Source organism: Anabaena sphaerica FACHB-251, from assembly GCF_014696825.1.
GTDB lineage: Bacteria > Cyanobacteriota > Cyanobacteriia > Cyanobacteriales > Nostocaceae > RDYJ01.
Map to the genome: position 1 here is coordinate 105535 of NZ_JACJQU010000007.1, position 17101 is coordinate 122635.

15 protein-coding genes are annotated in these 17101 nt (G+C 35.8%); 8 read left to right on the forward strand and 7 right to left on the reverse strand.

Going from position 1 to position 17101, the window contains the following annotated elements:
• Nucleotides 1-2 precede the first annotated feature (2 nt).
• Nucleotides 3-695 carry a Uma2 family endonuclease gene (locus H6G06_RS14185; protein WP_190561149.1) on the reverse strand — a complete coding sequence of 231 codons (693 nt, stop codon included), beginning with the start codon at nt 693-695 and terminating at the stop codon, nt 3-5.
• A gap of 69 nt (nt 696-764) precedes the next feature.
• Nucleotides 765-1214: a hypothetical protein gene (locus H6G06_RS14190; RefSeq protein WP_190561151.1), complete on the reverse strand. Its 450-nt coding sequence runs from the start codon at nt 1212-1214 to the stop codon at nt 765-767.
• A 517-nt stretch (nt 1215-1731) separates the two neighbouring features.
• On the opposite strand from H6G06_RS14190, the gene H6G06_RS14195 reads away from it, so the two are divergent.
• Nucleotides 1732-2454: a hypothetical protein gene (locus tag H6G06_RS14195; RefSeq protein ID WP_190561153.1), complete on the forward strand. Its 723-nt coding sequence runs from the start codon at nt 1732-1734 to the stop codon at nt 2452-2454.
• A gap of 10 nt (nt 2455-2464) precedes the next feature.
• Here H6G06_RS14195 and cobO read toward each other — a convergent pair whose 3' ends face one another.
• The gene (gene cobO, locus H6G06_RS14200; protein WP_190561155.1) at nt 2465-3148 is read right to left on the reverse strand and encodes a cob(I)yrinic acid a,c-diamide adenosyltransferase; all 684 of its coding nucleotides are present in this window, start codon (nt 3146-3148) and stop codon (nt 2465-2467) included.
• Between the two features lie 92 nt (nt 3149-3240).
• On the opposite strand from cobO, the gene H6G06_RS27425 reads away from it, so the two are divergent.
• The 3 genes from H6G06_RS27425 (at nt 3241) to H6G06_RS14215 (ending at nt 6016) form a co-directional block, all read left to right on the forward strand.
• Nucleotides 3241-4194 carry an O-acetyl-ADP-ribose deacetylase gene (locus H6G06_RS27425; RefSeq protein WP_242039700.1) on the forward strand — a complete coding sequence of 318 codons (954 nt, stop codon included), beginning with the start codon at nt 3241-3243 and terminating at the stop codon, nt 4192-4194.
• Between the two features lie 44 nt (nt 4195-4238).
• Complete coding sequence (locus H6G06_RS14210) at nt 4239-5387, forward strand: homospermidine biosynthesis protein (RefSeq protein ID WP_190561157.1); 1149 nt, start codon at nt 4239-4241, stop codon at nt 5385-5387.
• Nucleotides 5388-5569: 182 nt separating this feature from the next.
• Nucleotides 5570-6016: a DUF29 domain-containing protein gene (locus tag H6G06_RS14215; RefSeq protein WP_190561159.1), complete on the forward strand. Its 447-nt coding sequence runs from the start codon at nt 5570-5572 to the stop codon at nt 6014-6016.
• A 76-nt stretch (nt 6017-6092) separates the two neighbouring features.
• Here the strand turns inward: H6G06_RS14215 and H6G06_RS14220 are convergent, their stop codons facing one another.
• The 4 genes from H6G06_RS14220 to fabG form a co-directional block, all read right to left on the reverse strand.
• Entirely contained in the window at nt 6093-6863 is a 771-nt protein-coding gene (locus tag H6G06_RS14220) for an Rpn family recombination-promoting nuclease/putative transposase (RefSeq protein ID WP_190561161.1), read from the reverse strand.
• 63 nt (nt 6864-6926) lie between these two features.
• The gene (locus H6G06_RS14225; RefSeq protein WP_190561163.1) at nt 6927-9137 is read right to left on the reverse strand and encodes a hypothetical protein; all 2211 of its coding nucleotides are present in this window, start codon (nt 9135-9137) and stop codon (nt 6927-6929) included.
• A 64-nt stretch (nt 9138-9201) separates the two neighbouring features.
• Entirely contained in the window at nt 9202-10446 is a 1245-nt protein-coding gene (locus tag H6G06_RS14230; protein ID WP_242039701.1) for a restriction endonuclease, read from the reverse strand.
• Nucleotides 10447-10772: 326 nt separating this feature from the next.
• A complete protein-coding gene (gene fabG / locus H6G06_RS14235) occupies nt 10773-11468 on the reverse strand; it encodes a 3-oxoacyl-ACP reductase FabG (protein ID WP_190561165.1) in 696 nt (231 codons plus the stop codon).
• A 309-nt stretch (nt 11469-11777) separates the two neighbouring features.
• Here fabG and H6G06_RS14240 point away from each other — a divergent pair, with 309 nt between their 5' ends.
• The 4 genes from H6G06_RS14240 to H6G06_RS14255 all read left to right on the forward strand — a co-directional run bounded on the left by H6G06_RS14240 (nt 11778) and on the right by H6G06_RS14255 (nt 17098).
• Nucleotides 11778-12638 (forward strand): polysaccharide deacetylase family protein, encoded by an 861-nt coding sequence (locus tag H6G06_RS14240; protein WP_190561167.1) that lies wholly within the window; start codon nt 11778-11780, stop codon nt 12636-12638.
• Nucleotides 12639-12697: 59 nt separating this feature from the next.
• Nucleotides 12698-13270 carry an ureidoglycolate lyase gene (locus tag H6G06_RS14245; RefSeq protein ID WP_190561169.1) on the forward strand — a complete coding sequence of 191 codons (573 nt, stop codon included), beginning with the start codon at nt 12698-12700 and terminating at the stop codon, nt 13268-13270.
• A 415-nt stretch (nt 13271-13685) separates the two neighbouring features.
• Nucleotides 13686-14486, forward strand: a complete 801-nt coding sequence (locus H6G06_RS14250) for an FAD binding domain-containing protein (protein ID WP_190561172.1) — start codon at nt 13686-13688, stop codon at nt 14484-14486.
• Nucleotides 14483-17098, forward strand: a complete 2616-nt coding sequence (locus H6G06_RS14255; RefSeq protein WP_199306706.1) for a molybdopterin-dependent oxidoreductase — start codon at nt 14483-14485, stop codon at nt 17096-17098. Before H6G06_RS14250 ends, H6G06_RS14255 begins: the two co-directional genes overlap by 4 nt.
• Nucleotides 17099-17101: the final 3 nt, after the last annotated feature.

Consider the following 17101-nt stretch of genomic DNA (forward strand, 5'->3'; position numbering starts at 1 on the left):
CATCAACCTGATAAACGCTGTAAAAATTCCGTGTGTTCTGGTGAATTTAATCCTGTTTGCAATACTTCTAAAACTTTAACCATATCTCCTGCTAATAATGCAGTTACAGATAACCATAATCCCGGCATAACTTGACTTTTAATAATTCCCTCTACATCAGGTTGCAGTAATATATATTCACTCTCATGTAACTGAAACCAATCTAATTTATTTTCTAAACTCTGCCAAACAATATATTCTTGAATGCCGTTCCGTTTATAGGCTTTTTTCTTATCATATAAATCATAAGCTGCACTGCTGGCAGCAATTTCCGCGACTAATTCCGGTGCGCCTTCAATATAATCATCATCGGTAATTCGAGATTTTCCACCCAAACTTTCATCAATTAATAAAACTCCATCGGGTTGAGGTTCATTATCTTGATCTAATCTAATAGTGGGTTCAATTCCTAGTTTAATTCCGGGGGTATGAATACGATAATTCCACAACCAACCGATTAAATTGCTGTGTGGTTCTGCATGACGTTGAAAGCGTAAAGGTGAGGCCACGTAAACTACTCCTTCGATTAATTCAGCTTTTTTAATATCGGGACTTTCTGCATAACGACGTTCAAATTCATGACGTGATAAGCGATCGCCATTTTCTAAAGGTAAAATTTGAGGAGTTGGGTTAGTTTGTGGCCGCTGCATTATCATTTGCTATACCTCCAAGAATTAATTGACACAATCAGCAGAGGACGGGAAAACCCGCCCGTATATAATCAATTATGGTGCTGGGGGTAAAGTTCCACCACTAGCAGTCGGGGGTTCGGTGTAATCGCAAAATATATTTACCCCTATTTTGAGGATATACAAAACTATAACAGTAGCAATGGCCGGATCTAGAGGTAAGCCGTTAGCTGAGGCTAAACCCACTAAAGAAACTATCGCACCTGTGAGTAAAGGTGAACTACCCGGATTTTTCGTATATTCCTTGATTTGACCACGAAACCCGTCATCGCCGCAAAGTTCATTTCGCAAGTTCTTCAGGGTGATGTCCCACAGAGACTTACCTTCCCCCATGATGACTTGACCATTTTTTTCTTGCCATAAATCTTGAAAAGCCTTTTCCATATCGCCATTGTGCTTTTCTAAATGCTCCATTGCTTCCAGTCCGGGGGTATAATCGGGCATTAATTCCCGCATAGCTTGGATTTCGCTGTTAGTGAGTTGCATAACTGATTCAGGCTTTTTACTGAGTGCGGTCAAAATTAACTACATCTCAGAGATTAGCATTTCACTTACCCAATAAATTTCCCTCTTCTTTTCCGAAATCCCCAGACTTGCTGTTGTAGTTAATCATCACACTGATATCACCAAGGTTTAAATCAACGGTGCATATCACAATTTGAGAGCAAATCAAGTGATCATAATCAACAATTTACCTGTTCTCACCCCTTGAGAAATGTACAAGTAAAATGTCAGACTCAAAATAGCTCAGATATTAAATCTAAATTTGGAAAAATAGATTTGTCATCCTCCAGAAGGGTGAAGACTTTAGGTAAAGCAGGAAATTTCTCAACAATGATATTTTTGGATTACCATCCAAAATCTATAAAAACTTCATTTTTTGAGGGTTTTTAATTCCAGATAATATATATAAAACCTTTGATGGAATGCCGAAGTATCAATGTTTAGTTATGATGCTAGGAAGTTTGAGACGAGTAGTTGATTTTATTAGAGGAGAAGTCGGGTGCTGCACAAAAATTCTAAGTTCATTCCCCAAGATAAGTTCAAATTTACCGCTGTTGGACTAGTTGTTGCTTTTGGGATGTTAGCTTTAGGTGTAATTGGGGAACGGACGAAAATAAACCTTAAATCTACAGTGATAGCAGCAGATTTACCAGGTTATACAAATCAGATTCAGAGTAGCAATGAAAACGCTCTTTTGTCAAAATTGAGAGATATTAGAGATCAAAGAGGTCAACTTCAGCCTAATACTCTTGATTCTCACGATTTACCATCCGAAGCTTTGACAAGCAATATTAGCACAATATCCACAACGACAAGACAACTACAAGGAAGAACACCTGTAAATTTTCCTGAAAAAGATGGAATTTATCTTTATGGTCAGTCCTCAACACCAAACCAGTTAGGACAGGGTTATATTGTGTTTCAGAAACAGCAAGGTAAGGTGATGGGTGCTTTGTATATGCCCAGTTCTGAGTTTAGCTGTTTTCAGGGTACAATCGCTAAGTCAGGGGAATTGGCAATGACAGTAAGTAGTTCTCCGGGTGAAGTTGGTGTAATTCAAGTATCAACTACCAGCAGAATACCCAGATTGACTGATGAAAATGCTAACACTTACGCGCATTCAATAGCACTGCAAAACTATCATCAGTTAAATTCTGTCAGTGCTAATGATAGACAAATTTTACAGGTCTGTCGTCAAGATTTAAGCAGTGCTAATCAGTAGTTTAATAAGTTTAATACTCAATTCCCGCTTGGGCTTTAATGCCTTGATCTTTGAAAGGATGCTTAACTAGAGTCATTTCTGTGACTAAATCCGCCTTTTCAATTAAAGCCGGTGGTGCGCCTCTACCTGTGAGAATTACGTGTTTATCTGGTGGTTTTTGGGCTAAACCTGCTAATACTTGCTCAACTTCTAAGTAACCGAGTTTGAGCGCAATATTAATTTCATCTAATAGTACCAGTTTAAAATCGGGGTTGCGGATGAATTCTAATGATTTATCCCACGCAGCACTAGCTTTATCTAAATCGCGATCGCGATCTTGTGTTTCCCAGGTGAAACCTTCACCCATGGCGTGAAATTCTAGCTGGTCTGGCCAATGACTGAAAACCCGCTTTTCTGAAGGTTCCCAAGCGCCTTTAATAAATTGCACGATCGCTACTTTATATCCATGACCGAGCGATCGCATCACCATTCCCAAAGCCGCAGTAGTTTTACCCTTACCATGACCAGTATTGACAATAATTAAACCCTTTTCTGGTTTTGCTTTAGCTATACGTTGATCTTGTATCTCTTTACGCCGCTGCATTTTTTGGCGATACTGTTCATCATTCAGAGATGATGACGATGACATTACCTCATCGATCAACCGCGAAAGTTCTTGATCAGATTTTAATTCTTCTGGTGTGTCGTTTTTCATTAAACTTCTGGGCTATAACTGTTATAATTACGGCAATCAATAATAAAGTATACTTGGTTTAGTTCGTTAATCAAATTCACTGGGTTTGAGCATTGTCTACATCTAGCAATATTACACTTGCCAATTTGGAAAACGTCTTAGCATTCAAAAGTTTATTTTTCAACAACCAAGTAAAACTGTATAACATACAAACAGAACCATTGACTTTAGAACCATATTGCTATTCTAGAGAATTCAACCGATTTATCACAGCACTTGATCAAGAAAATTTTGTTATTCCTTTTAACTGGACAGATTGGCAGAATGAAGGCAACCGATTAATTAAACATCCAGAATTCTTGGCTACTGCTGACTTATCTACATTACAGAAATTATTGACATTTCATGTTCGCCAAGACCGCTTTTGTAGCGGACACCTAGCAGCAATGATTGAGAATGGACATTTCCTAGCTATTTTAAATCGCCTCCAAGCAATTCACACAGAATTAATTTCCGTAAAAATAGATATATCCAATACAGAAATTATGCCAGAAAGATTGATCCCTATTCAAGGCGATATTACTAAATTACAAGTAGAAGCGATTGTCAATGCTGCCAATAATTCCTTATTGGGTGGTGGAGGTGTTGATGGTGCAATTCATCGTGCAGCAGGATCAGAACTACTGCAAGAATGTCGCCAGTTAAATGGTTGCGCTACAGGTGAAGCAAAAATTACCAAAGGTTATAAACTACCAGCAAAATGGGTAATTCACACAGTTGGTCCAGTATGGAAAGGTGGAAACCAAGGCGAAGATAATCTATTAGCGAGTTGCTATCTTCATAGTTTAGCCTTAGCTGAAGAACATAACATTAAAACTATTGCTTTTCCAGCAATTAGTACAGGTGTTTATGGTTTTCCTATAGAACGTGCTACTAAAATTGCAGTCACTCAAGTTAATAAGTTTTTACAAAGCCATAATTCACCCAAACAGGTACTTTTTGTGTGTTTTAGCCAAGATGCTTATCTTATGTATCAACAACTCTTGAAAGATTTGCTGAAAAGCTAGATAACATTAAATGCGGGGTATTTACCATTTGAGAGTGAGCAAAAATGTCAAAACTGCAAGGTAAGAAAATTGCACCCATACCCATGTCAGCCGATATTGGTGTGGTTGATTTGATTAATAACTATTTTACCGCTTACAACTCAGCCCGGTTGAGGGAAGCCTGTCAACTGCTGAGTCAGGATATATTTCAACCAGGTGTAACCGTCGGGGTTAGCCTTTCCGGTGCTTTGACACCAGCGGGTTTTGGAGTTTCCGCCCTCGCGCCTTTAATTCGTCATGGTTGCATTGACTGGATGATTAGCACTGGTGCAAATCTTTACCATGATATGCACTACGGTTTAGGTTTTGAATTGTTTGCAGGTAGTCCATTTTTAGATGATGTCAAATTACGGGAAGAAGGAACAATCCGTATTTATGACATTATTTTTGGCTATGATGTTCTGTTAGAAACTGACGCTTTTATCCGTAAAGTTCTCCAAGCTGAACCTTTTCAAAAGCGGATGGGAACGGCTGAGTTTCATTATTTATTGGGTAAGTATGTGCGGGAAGTAGAAAAGCAATTGGGTGTACAGCATTCCTGTTTATTAGCAACAGCTTATGAATGTGGCGTACCCATTTATACTTCTTCCCCTGGTGATAGTTCCATCGGTATGAATGTGGCGGCTTTGGCGTTGGAAGGTTCAAAGTTGATATTAGATCCTGCTATTGACGTGAATGAAACTGCGGCTATTGCTTACGCAGCACGGGAAACAGACGGTAAAAGTGCGGCTGTAATTCTTGGTGGTGGCAGTCCTAAAAACTTTTTATTACAAACACAACCGCAACTTCACGAGGTTTTAGGATTGGAAGAACGGGGACATGATTTCTTTGTCCAGTTTACCGATGCGCGTCCAGATACAGGCGGTTTATCGGGCGCGACTCCAGCGGAAGCGGTGAGTTGGGGTAAAATTGACCCAGATGAGTTACCCAGCGCGATTGTTTGTTATACCGATAGTACAATTGCTTTACCTTTGGTAACGGCTTATGTTTTGAATCAATGTCAACCTCGTACTTTGAAGCGGTTGTATGATCGACGGGAAGCATTGTTAGATACTTTGCAAAAAGATTATTTAGCAGCGAAGGATAACCCAGTAGTTAAGGAAGGTGCGGAGGAAGTAGCGACTTATCCCTGCGGTACGCCGGTTAAGCGTTAAGGAATAATACCTCTCCCTAACCCTCTCCTACAAGGAGAGGGGAAAGAAGTAATTTGCTCCCCTTCCCTTGTAGGGAAGGGGTTGGGGGTTAGGTTTTTAAAGTTTATTGGTTTGCCAATGATATGGCAAAATAAGAATATAGATAGATTAGTTATTAGCTTTATAACCAGTAGAGTACAGCAATGACTCAAACAAGTGATCTATATTCTTTGTATGATATTGATAATGAAAAATGGCTATTAGAAACGCTGCAACTTCTCAAAGAAAAACGTCTAGAAGATATCGACTTAGAGCATTTAATTGAGGAATTAGAAGCTGTGAGTCGTCGAGACAAGTTAACGGTTGAAAGTTTTTTAGAACAGATTATTAGACATTTATTACTTTTGCAATATTGGCAATTTCAATATGATTATAATGCCAATCATTGGCAAGCGGAAATTATGAGTTTTAGATGCCAACTTAATGATTATTTAAGTCAAAATCTCAGAAATCATTTACAAGAAAATCAAGCCAAAATTTATGAGAAGGCGTTAAGATATGTCAGGAAGAAAACAGGAATGAATGCTGATTTTCCTGAAGAGTGTCCTTATACTATTGAACAATTATTAGATCAAAATTGGTTGCCATAAATCGCTGATATGGTCGCTAATTGGGGGGGCGATCGCTTTTCCAGGTGTATCGCCCCTACATTTGTTCATCAGATGTCTATTTATTATTTTGCTTTGTGATTGCTTGTTGCACGACTTCGATATCTAACTCAAGTATACGAGCGATTTGTTCTACAGTTAGCCCCTCATTTAACAGTCTAGGAATCGTTTCTAACTTCGTTTCTTCTTTTACTTCTTGATAAAATCGGGTTTTTTGCCATTCTGTTAATCCAAACATTGCTTCTAACTCCTGACGACTATAGGATGAGAATTTGTAAACTAGCATTCTTTCTACTAATTCTAAAAGATTACGACTCTTGGCCGCATCTGCTTTTTCTACCAGATTGATCAAAGTTTTTGCTTGTTGGATAGCTTCATCTTCAGGGGAAACTACTAATTTAATAATTCCTAAACCAATTGAAGATGATGTATCAGTTATTTCATCTAAGTAAACGACATGAATTAGTCCAGCAGTTAGTAAAGTTTGATATGCTAAGGGTATACCAGGGTCAAGATCCCGATTTGCCCACAATACTACAGCTTGCCATGTTCTTTGCGGTTTATATTGGTTTAAGTAAAGAAATGCTTCTGTAATTAATCGCCAGTATAAATTATCATCGCTTTGAAATTGTACTTCTACAAAATAAATCGGGTCTTGTGGGTACTCTGGTTTGGGTAAAAATAAGCCATCTATTCGACGTGCTAATTCTTTGATTTCCACAGAGGAAAATTCGTAGTGTAAAGCTAGTGTAGGTGACTGTTCTAGCAGTTCAAATAAAACACTGGGTAGATTTTGCAGTAATGTGTAAAATATCGTGTCTGTCTTCATTTTATAAGTCGTTTAATGCACCCAATTGAATCTTTCTCATATTTTTATATTAGACGTTTTCTATTAATTTTTGAGAATGACATCTAATATTTCTGGCAGGGTAAAATAAATATAGTAAAGAATTGGTGTACCCACAATATCTATAGTTCCAAAATGACGACATAAATCAGAGTTAGGATAAGAGTTAGGTATTTTAAGTTGAGGAACTTTAATAGGAGTAGAGTTAATATGAAAAGTGATACACCATTTAGGTTTTACTTTTAATTTGCCATTTTCATCTCTATCTTCTTTTTTTTCTCCTAAGTCATAAAATAAATTATCATAAAAATAATCTATCTTTACCTTATTTACTTTATTAAATTCTTTAGCAACAATACTTTGCGAATAGGGAAAGTAAGATTCTACAAGATTGGGCATATTTTCCCCTATAGTGTCAAAAAATATTTTTACCTGTTCAATAATATAATCTGTAGCAATTCTCTTTTGCTGATCATTTTGAAAAGAAATTAATGGAACATAATCACTTTTTAAGGTTTGATTTTCTAGCAAAACAATTTCTTTCGGTTTTCCTAAAGGATGACTATGACGAATTTGCTGAGAATCATTTTCTGAGAGTAATAAAACATCTGATGCTTCAATAATTCCTAAATATACCTTTTGTATTACCTCAAAATCTGCTTTAAATATTTTAATACCTCTAATATTAAATCTAGATTCTATGTTTCCCAAAGAATGTTGATCATATTCCGTTTTGTCAGTAAAATAAAAAGGAATAAAAAATTGGTTTTGTATCAGAATATTAGGAAACTTTTGCTGTAAAGCTAATTGTAATGCTAATTCGTAACCAAGTTGTTTTTCTAAAGCTACTTTATAACTATGACCTGAATCGGTTTTTTCTAATTCTTCAAAAGATTTATGTCTATAATCTTCATATCTTTTTAAAGAAATATTTTTGAAGTCAATAATCTTGAAGTATTCAGAACCGTTATCTATTTCTCGTAAAACTAAATCAGGCGTTGGATAACGACGTAATAATTTACTCTTATCGAATTTACTTCTTTGATATTGTAAATCGAGAAAGATTCTAATATTTAAATCCCATTCTATACAGAATAATTCGCTACCATATAATGGTCTATAAGTATTTTGATGGAAAAGATTAGGATCATATTTTTCATATAACCGTTTATTACCTATGTACTTAATCGGAAACCCACCAACTCTATTTTCTTCACTTCTATGATACAAACGGTGATAGCTCTGAGGATTCTTATACCCATCTATTGTGATATCAGTATCTGCAAACAAGATATTAGGAAAATCATTCCTATCTGAGTCAAAATTTTTCTTAAAGAAATAAGTTTGACACATATCTTCCCAAACATAATCAAAACCTTGTTCTCCCTGTATACCCCAAAAATCACCATCATCTAATTCTGGGTTTAAACCTCCATATAAAAAAGTTTCAATCGCTTCATAAATTCCCCAGTAATCAGCATCTTTATAATGTGTATTCCTATCTATATTATCAAGTGCTTCCTTACAAATTGTAATAGTTTCCTCAAAGGTATCTTGATCAAAAAGAGAGTGATTAATGGTTAAATAATTATCTCTAAATCTTTGTGATAGAAATTTAATATCTTGACTTCTCCCATAAACATGATCAGGTACATCTTCCTGTAATTGTTCAATAATTTCATCCAGGATAAAACAATAAAGATTAACTATATCGGTACTTTCATAGGTTATAATGGGACGTGGTAAGTCCATCACATCAATATAAATAGCTCCATTATCTAAATAAATAGCTCTATCTAAATATTTATATATTTTAGAATAGTCTATTTCTTCACTACGTCTAACTTTCTTTTCAATAGAATTAATAGCTAAATCATCATAAGCTTCTAAGACTCTTTCAATCATAGAAAGTTTACTGTATAAAATACACTCACTCTCTTCTTGGTATTCTAAACTAATACCTCCTGTACTCAAAGTTGGTTGATCTTGATTTTTTTTATTTTTAGTATCTTTTCTGGTAACTCTGGAATTATTTTCATTGTCCCGATCAAATTTTCTGAATGTGCGATACATTAAAAAGAAAAAATCACGCACTTTGTTAAATTTACTAATATCCTCAGAATTAGTTTCATTTTGATATTTAGCAATAAAATCATCAAAACCTTTTGGTAAATAAAAAGCATATCCTTCAGGTTCAGATTTAATACCTACAAAGTCTGAAGTTATTTTAAGATTGAGTTTTGAAAAGTCCCACATAATACATCAACAACATTATTGAACAAGGAGGAAATTATGATGATTATCAATTAGATGATTTTGGTTAATACTTTAAAAGCTCCTCAACAAATTCTTTATGGGATTTAATAAAGTCTCCGAAAGTTACCAATTCCTTATCATTCTTACCTAACAAGACCCGAAGTGGCTTTTTATCTCGATTAAAAACACTATCCCAAATAAAAAACATCAGTTTATTTTTTATCTGATCTTCTGTAACTTTACCTGTGTTTATAAAACGATAACCTATCTGCATATCTTCTATTCTTCCACTTCTGACAGAATTATGGTTATCTTTAATAAAGTCGTTGAATTGTTTAACTAAATCTTTCCATTTTAAATCACCATTTCCATACCCTTCTAAAATGACATCATTTAGTTTTTCATCATTATCTTCATTCCAGTCTACATATTCCCATTCCCAACGTCTTTTAAAAGCGTTATCCATAAAGTAAATAGAATTATCAGAAGTATTCATTGTTCCAAATATGGAAAGATTGTAAGGAATGCGAATTGAACTACCAACTGCTTTGTTATTTTTTACTTCGATTTTAATTCTAGAAAAAATAGCTTTATAATGGTGTAAAAAATCTCCTTTATCTTCCGAATATATTTTTAAATACTCTGGCTTTGATGATTTTTCGCCCGGATATTTATATTTAAAATATTTCTCATCTGGCTCAAATCCGATTAATTCTACTAGTTTTCTAAATTCTAAATCTGAAATATTAATTCCATAAGCTGACCAACCCTTATCATTACCATTTTCAATACGATCTAAAAGTTGAAAAACTGTACCAAAAATTGCTGAAGAATTACCTCGATTAATTTCATCAATTACTAAGGCAACATTTTGAGGGATTTCTCCTTCCTTTGCAGCTATAATGTTTTTGTATGCTTCTGCTAATGCTTTTAAAAAATGACCTTCATAAAACTCATAATAAACATCTCCATTAGATTTAGTCTGTGGCATTAATTTTCCCATAAAATCGCCATAGGTGTATTCTGGATGAAAAACAGTTTTAATCAGATTCTCAGGATGAATATTTTTATCAATCTTTAACTCTGTTTTAACAATTCCGCCATCAATATCGTTAGAAATTTTGTGGCTTTTACCAGTACCAGGACAACCGAAAAATATTTTTTGAATTGGTTTTTGCATGGTAGTTTTTATAGAATTTTTATCATTATTTTGATTGGGTAAAATTCGCTCAAGATCATGTTGTAGCATTTTGATAACAGAATTATATGCAGTATCAGAGCGTTTGCGAGGCGGAGGAGTTGGGTTCATTTCATGGATATGTTAAGTTAAATTTTAGCTGAATTTTAATTATACACAGTATTCAGAAATAATACTAACTTATTTACACATCTTTATACAACAAAAATTGCAGCAATAATAGATGAAGAGAAATTACTTTTAGTTTAAAATCTGTGATAATTAGATTGACAATTAAAAAATATGTTGCAATTTTTAACAAAACTAAACCACTTTAATCCTGTTAATCCTTAAATCCTGGAAATCCTGATTCAGACAGTTTCTTAAACCATAAAAAAACACCCATCCAGTTATTTTTCTGAATGGGTATTAATCAAATAAAATCTACAATTCAATTATCAAACATTCCCATAAACAGGAATAGCTGCACCACGTACATCTTTAGCAGCTTCCGAAGCCAAAAAGCAAATTACCTCAGCAATAGATTCCGGTTTTACCCACTTATCCGCGTTTTCTGCACCCATAGCTTGCCGGTTGGTAGGGGTATCAATGACGCTGGGAAGGACAGTATTTGCAGTGATATTAGTTCCTTTGGTTTCATCGGCTATAGCCTTCGTTAATGCTATCACACCAGCCTTAGCCGCAGAATAAGCCGCTAGTTGCCCCGCAGGTTCTACACCAGCACGAGAACTGACAGTAACAATGCGCCCATAGCCATTTTCTAACATTCTTTTCAGGCTATATTTACAAGTCAAAAAAGTTGTATTTAGATTTAATTCCAACTCATGCTTCCAACTATCAAAACTGTATTCGTGAGTTTTCCCCATTGAGAAACCACCGACTAAATGAATTAAAACATCTACTCGGATCATCCGGCTGATGAGTTGCTCTACAGATGCTTCATCTTGCAAATTAGCCGGGAGAAATTGAATTCTGGCAATATCCGCTGGTGATAAAATTCCTTTGAGGCGTTCCACATCTTTAAGACTACGATAAGGAATTGTTACCTCAGCACCTTGGGCTAAAACTGCCGGTGTGACACCTAAACCCAGTCCACCAGTACCACCAGTGAGTAAAACTTGTTTTCCTTTCATAAAAGATGCACTTTTTTAATCTTCATGAATTAAGATAGCGCAGAACTGGTAAAAACTGAATTAGAGGATGTTTGTAAAGTTATTAGTTATACCTAAAAACCTCTCTCCTTGTAGGAGAGAGGCTTTGATTTTCTCCCCTTCCCTTGTAGGGAAGGGGTTGGGGGTTAGGTCTAATATTTTTGCTTCAAATACATGAAAATTGCTGTAAATTAGATCGGATTTATTTGGGAAAATCAGCCTATAAGATGAGAGATATCTGGCTAAATTTGGACTAAGATCAGATATTTATAAAAATCTATCATTTACAAAATGCTGCCTCCATCTTTTCAACCGATTACAAAACGCCCCATTTTAAAATTACCAAATCATGCCAGAGTGGCAGTTTGGGTTGTTATGAATGTTGAAAATTTCACTTTCGGCAAATTAGGAACAGCAATTCAACCCCATTTAAATAGCCATCCAGAAATTGCTAACTATGGTTGGCGAGATTATGGTAATCGTGTGGGTATTTGGCGATTATTTGAATTATTTGCTGAGTTAGAAATACCTGTTACCGCAGCAGTTAACGGTGAAATTTGTACACTTTATCCAGAAATTATCACTGCCATCAATGACTATGGCTGGGAAGTGATGGCACATGGCATTAATAATTCTACAGGTCATAGTGGCATGGATAAAAATCAAGAAAATGAAATAATAAATCAAACGTTAAATTTACTAAAACAATCAACTGGCAAACTACCAAAAGGCTGGTTAACACCTGGATTTTCAATTACAGAATCAACATTTGAATTATTACATTCAGCCGGGATTGTTTATACAGCAGATTGGGTAAATGATGACCAACCATACTGGTATGAATTACCTCATGGTGAATTATTAGCCATACCCTATACTATAGAAGCAAATGATATTAGCTTGTGCTTAAGTAACCGCTTTTCTGGTGCAGAATTTGCCCAAGCGATAGAAGATCAATTCGACCAATTATGGCAAGATGGCGAATCACAAGGACGAGTGATGGCTATTGGTTTACATCCATTTATTGTCGGTCAACCTCTGAGAATGAAATATTTAAAAAAATGCTTACAATATATTAAAAATCAACCTCAAACCTGGTTAACAACGGGTGAAGGGATTTATAATTGGATGAAGCATATTAAAGTTAATTAACCAGATCCCCGACTTCTCAAAGAAGTCGGAAATCTATATCTCAATTAGAAATTCCAAATATGACTATATCACAAACCGAAACTATTAAAATCCCTGTAATTGATGCCAACAAAGAAAACATCAAACCCTATGGACATTTATTAGGTGAGGATGTTAGCAAACCCGGTTTAGGAATTCCCTTTTATCAAGAAAGAGTATTAGAAGGTGAAAATATTGATTTTGTTTATCGGGGAAATGCCACTTTTAGAACTGCCAAAATCATGCCCGGATACCCGCCAATTATATGGCTAGAACGTCATCTGCACATGACACAAATGTTTATTGCTTTGGGTCAATCACCGTTTATTATGGTATTGTCACCACCCAATCATGAAAACGGCGAAAATTTACCAGATTTAAATTTAGTTAAAGCATTCCGGTTTCCTGCTGGACACGGACTATTATTGCATCTTGGTACATGGCATGATTTCCCCATAGCGTGTGATTTTCCAGTGGTTATCCTCACGGCAAATTCTGATGAAGTTGTCACTGCTTTAAGCCAAATGCAAACACCAGATGAAATGAACCAAGGAGATGTTTATAAAATTTCTCTCCCCAAAAGATTAGGTTGTGAAATTCACTTGGATATTTAATAAAATGTCTGAGAAATATCAAATTTTATTTAGATCCCCCCAACCCCCCCTTAGAGGATGTTTTAAAAGTTTTGAATGTATAAATAAACCCCTCTCCAAACCTCTCCCCGACGCGGGGAGAGGCTTTGAAACCCCCATTTCCTCGTAGGGAAGGGGGGAAGGGGGGTTAGGTTGCTGAAGATTATTGGTTTCATCTAATACTTTTCAAACAACCTCTTAAAAAGGGTGGCTAAGAGAAGTTTTAAGTATAAGTATCAAGGTTTTTTCAAAATGGTAATATCACCTTGAAAAATAGGTAATAAATCAATCAAAGTCCCCCTTTTTAAGGGGGATTTAGGGGGATCTACAAGTATTTGATACCACACGAAAAAGTTTGTTTTCAGAAATTATCTGACTCCTGACTCCTGAATTTTTTATGGACTTACCCAACATTTCCACTTATTTACGTCCTGATGATATCCAAAATATCACCCATTGGGGTGAAGATTGGACTTGGTTAGCAGGTGGAACTTGGCTATTTTCTGAACCTCAACCGCATTTAACAGTGTTGGTAGATATTCAATCTTGGGGATGGTCAGAAATTGAAGTAAAACAAGATAATTTAATCATAGGTGCAACTTGCCCGTTAATTAAATTATTAGAATATCCCTGGTTAAAAGAATGGACAGCAGGATCAGGATTTAAAACTGCTATTAATGCTTTAGCAGCATCATTTAAAATTGTTAATTTAGCTACGGTAGGAGGTAATATTTGTCTAGCTTTATCAGTGGGAACTTTAGCACCTTTAATGATAGCTTTAGATGCCAAATATGAAATTTGGAATTTACAAGGAGAGTCGCGTCAAGTAGCTGCTAGAGATTTTCAACTCGGTGCCAAAATCACAATTTTACAACCAGGTGAAATTCTCCGACGAGTTTTAATTCCTGTAGATAATTTAAAATGGCAAATTAATTATCAAAGATTTAGTATTGCTGCAACTGATCCTGCTTTAGCAATTGTAGTAACTACGAAAAATAATCAACAGATACGTTGTGTTATTGGTGCTAGTGTTCCTGCACCCATGTTATTAGGAGAAGCTGAAAATATAGAAACAGCAGAAAATAAATTTATTGCTGCTTTGGATAAAGAGAATTTTCTTGATAATGCTAAAGCAGGTGCAAATTATCGACGAGAATTAACAAAAATTTTAATCAAGCGATCGCTATCAGCTTTATGATATCAGAAAATTTAACTTTGCAAATTAATCATCAAACTTATACAGCCACTTGTCAACCGGGAACTAGTCTTTTAACTGTATTAAGAAATTTAGGTTTATTTGGTGTCCACCGTGTTTGTGATGCTGGTGACTGTGGTGCTTGTACTGCTTGGATAAATGATACACCAATTCACAGTTGTATTTATCCAGCAATGCGAATTGCTAATCAATCTATTACCACAATTGAAGGACTTTGTACAAATAATGAACTTGCAAAAATACAGCAAGCATTTTTAGAGAAACAAGGATTTCAATGTGGTTTCTGCACTCCGGGAATGGTGATGAGTGCGGCAAAATTACCGACATTATCAGAAGATGAATTGAGGTTTGCTTTAAAAGGGAATTTATGTCGCTGTACGGGATATCAAGCAATTATTGAAAGTATTCAACTCTCTCAAAATTCACAATTCATAACTCAGGAATTAACACCTAATATACAGCATTGCGTTGGTGAAAGTATTCCTAAACAAGATGGTAGAGAAATTGTCACTGGGAAAGCAGCTTATACAGGAGATATTGTACCACCAGGATTATTACATCTGAAGGTATTGAGATCGCCTTATCCCCATGCGCGAATTTTGCAAATAAATATCGAAAAAGCGAAAAATCTTGCTGGTGTAGTGGAAATTTTCACCCATGAAGATGTCCCCAGAATAGCCTATACTACAGCAGGTCACGCGGAACCAGTCCCCGACCCATTAGACCATTACATATTAGATCATAAAGTTAGATTTATAGGCGATCGCATTGCCGCTGTAGTTGCCGAAACACCTCAAATTGCCGAAAAAGCTTGTCAATTAATTGAAGTAGATTATGAAATCTTACCTCATGTAACTGACCCAATACAAGCAATGGATAGTGGAATTGTAATTCATGACGAACCAGAATCATCACAAATTCCTGATAGAAACCGCAACATTGCTGGAAAAATATCTTTAGAATTTGGTGATGTAGAAGAGGGTTTTTCGCAAGCAGATTTAATTCTGGAAAACACCTACACATTACCCGCAGTTCAACACGTTCACCTCGAACCACATATTACTATTTCTTGGTTAGAAGAGGATGGAACATTAGTAGTTCGTTCTAGCACTCAAGTACCATTTCACTGTCAGCGGTTACTCTCCCAGCTTTTCAAATTACCTCTGGAAAAAATTCGCGTTTATAAAGCTCAAATTGGTGGCGGTTTTGGCAATAAACAAGAAATATTATCAGAAGATATCTGTGCATTAGCAACATTGAAAATAGGGAAACCTGTACAGTGGGAATTTACCAGAAAAGAAGAATTTACCGCCACCAATAGCCGTCATGCTATGAAAATAAAAATTAAAAGTGGAGTCAAAACTGATGGTACATTAATTGCCCAAGATATAGAAGTAATTGCTAACACCGGCGCTTATGGAAATCATAGTCCGACAGTAGTATTTTTAGCAGGTTATTTGCCATTAGGATTGTATCGTTGTCCCCATAAAAAATTTACAGGTTTAGCAGTTTATACAAATACAATGCCAGCAGGCGCATTTCGTGGTTATGGTGCAACTCAAGGCACTTTTGCCATGGAAAGCCAAATTGATGAAATTGCCCAACAGCTAAAAATTGATCCTGTAGAAATGCGGTTAAAAAATTTGATTCGTCCAGGAGATATTATTCATCTAGGAAAATCCAAAGCCCACTTTAATTTAATTGGTAGTTACGGCGTTTTGGAATGTTGGGAAAAAGTAATTCAGTCCCTAAATTACATTCCCGGAACACCACCAATAGTTACAGGTTATCGCTGTCGGGGTGTAGGTTTTGCTGTTTCCATGCAAGGAAGTGGTTTGTCAAAAATTCATTTAGCTAAAGTGAAATTATACCGTTTAGCTAATCACAAATATGAATTAAGAACAGGTTCTGTAGATGTAGGTACAGGTTCCGATACCACCCTGCGACAAATAGCAGCAGAAGTTCTTAACGTCAAAGTTGCTGATATTTATATCATCGCCGGTGACACACAAGAAACCCCTTTTGATGCAGGTTCCTATGCTTCCGCAACAGTTTATATATCTGGGCAAGCTGTGAAATTAGCAGCAGAAAAACTTCTGCAAACTAATGAAAATAGTGTAGAAATTTCCTATGCAGCAGATGAGGCAACATTAACATTTGCAGTTCAAGGTGTAGAAGTAGAAGTTGACACCGAAACCGGAAAAGTTCAAGTTTTAAAATGTGTACAAGCAATTGATATAGGTAAAGCAATTAACCCACGCATTTGTCATGGACAGGCAACCGGGGGAATAGGAATGGGAATTGGCTATGCTTTAACTGAAGAGTTATTTTTTGATGAACAGGGAAACATCCTCAACCCTACATTGAGAGAATATCGCATTCCCACAGCCGCAGATATGCCACCTATAGAAGTCATTTTCATAGAAAAAGCCGACCCCTATGGACCATTTGGCGCAAAAGGAGTGGGAGAAATTACTACTAATTGTACAGCCCCTGCTATTGCTAATGCGATCGCCCATGCAACAGGATGTAGGCTTTACCAACTCCCCATGACACCAGAAAGAATTTGGAATCAATTAAACATTGAATGTTGAAAA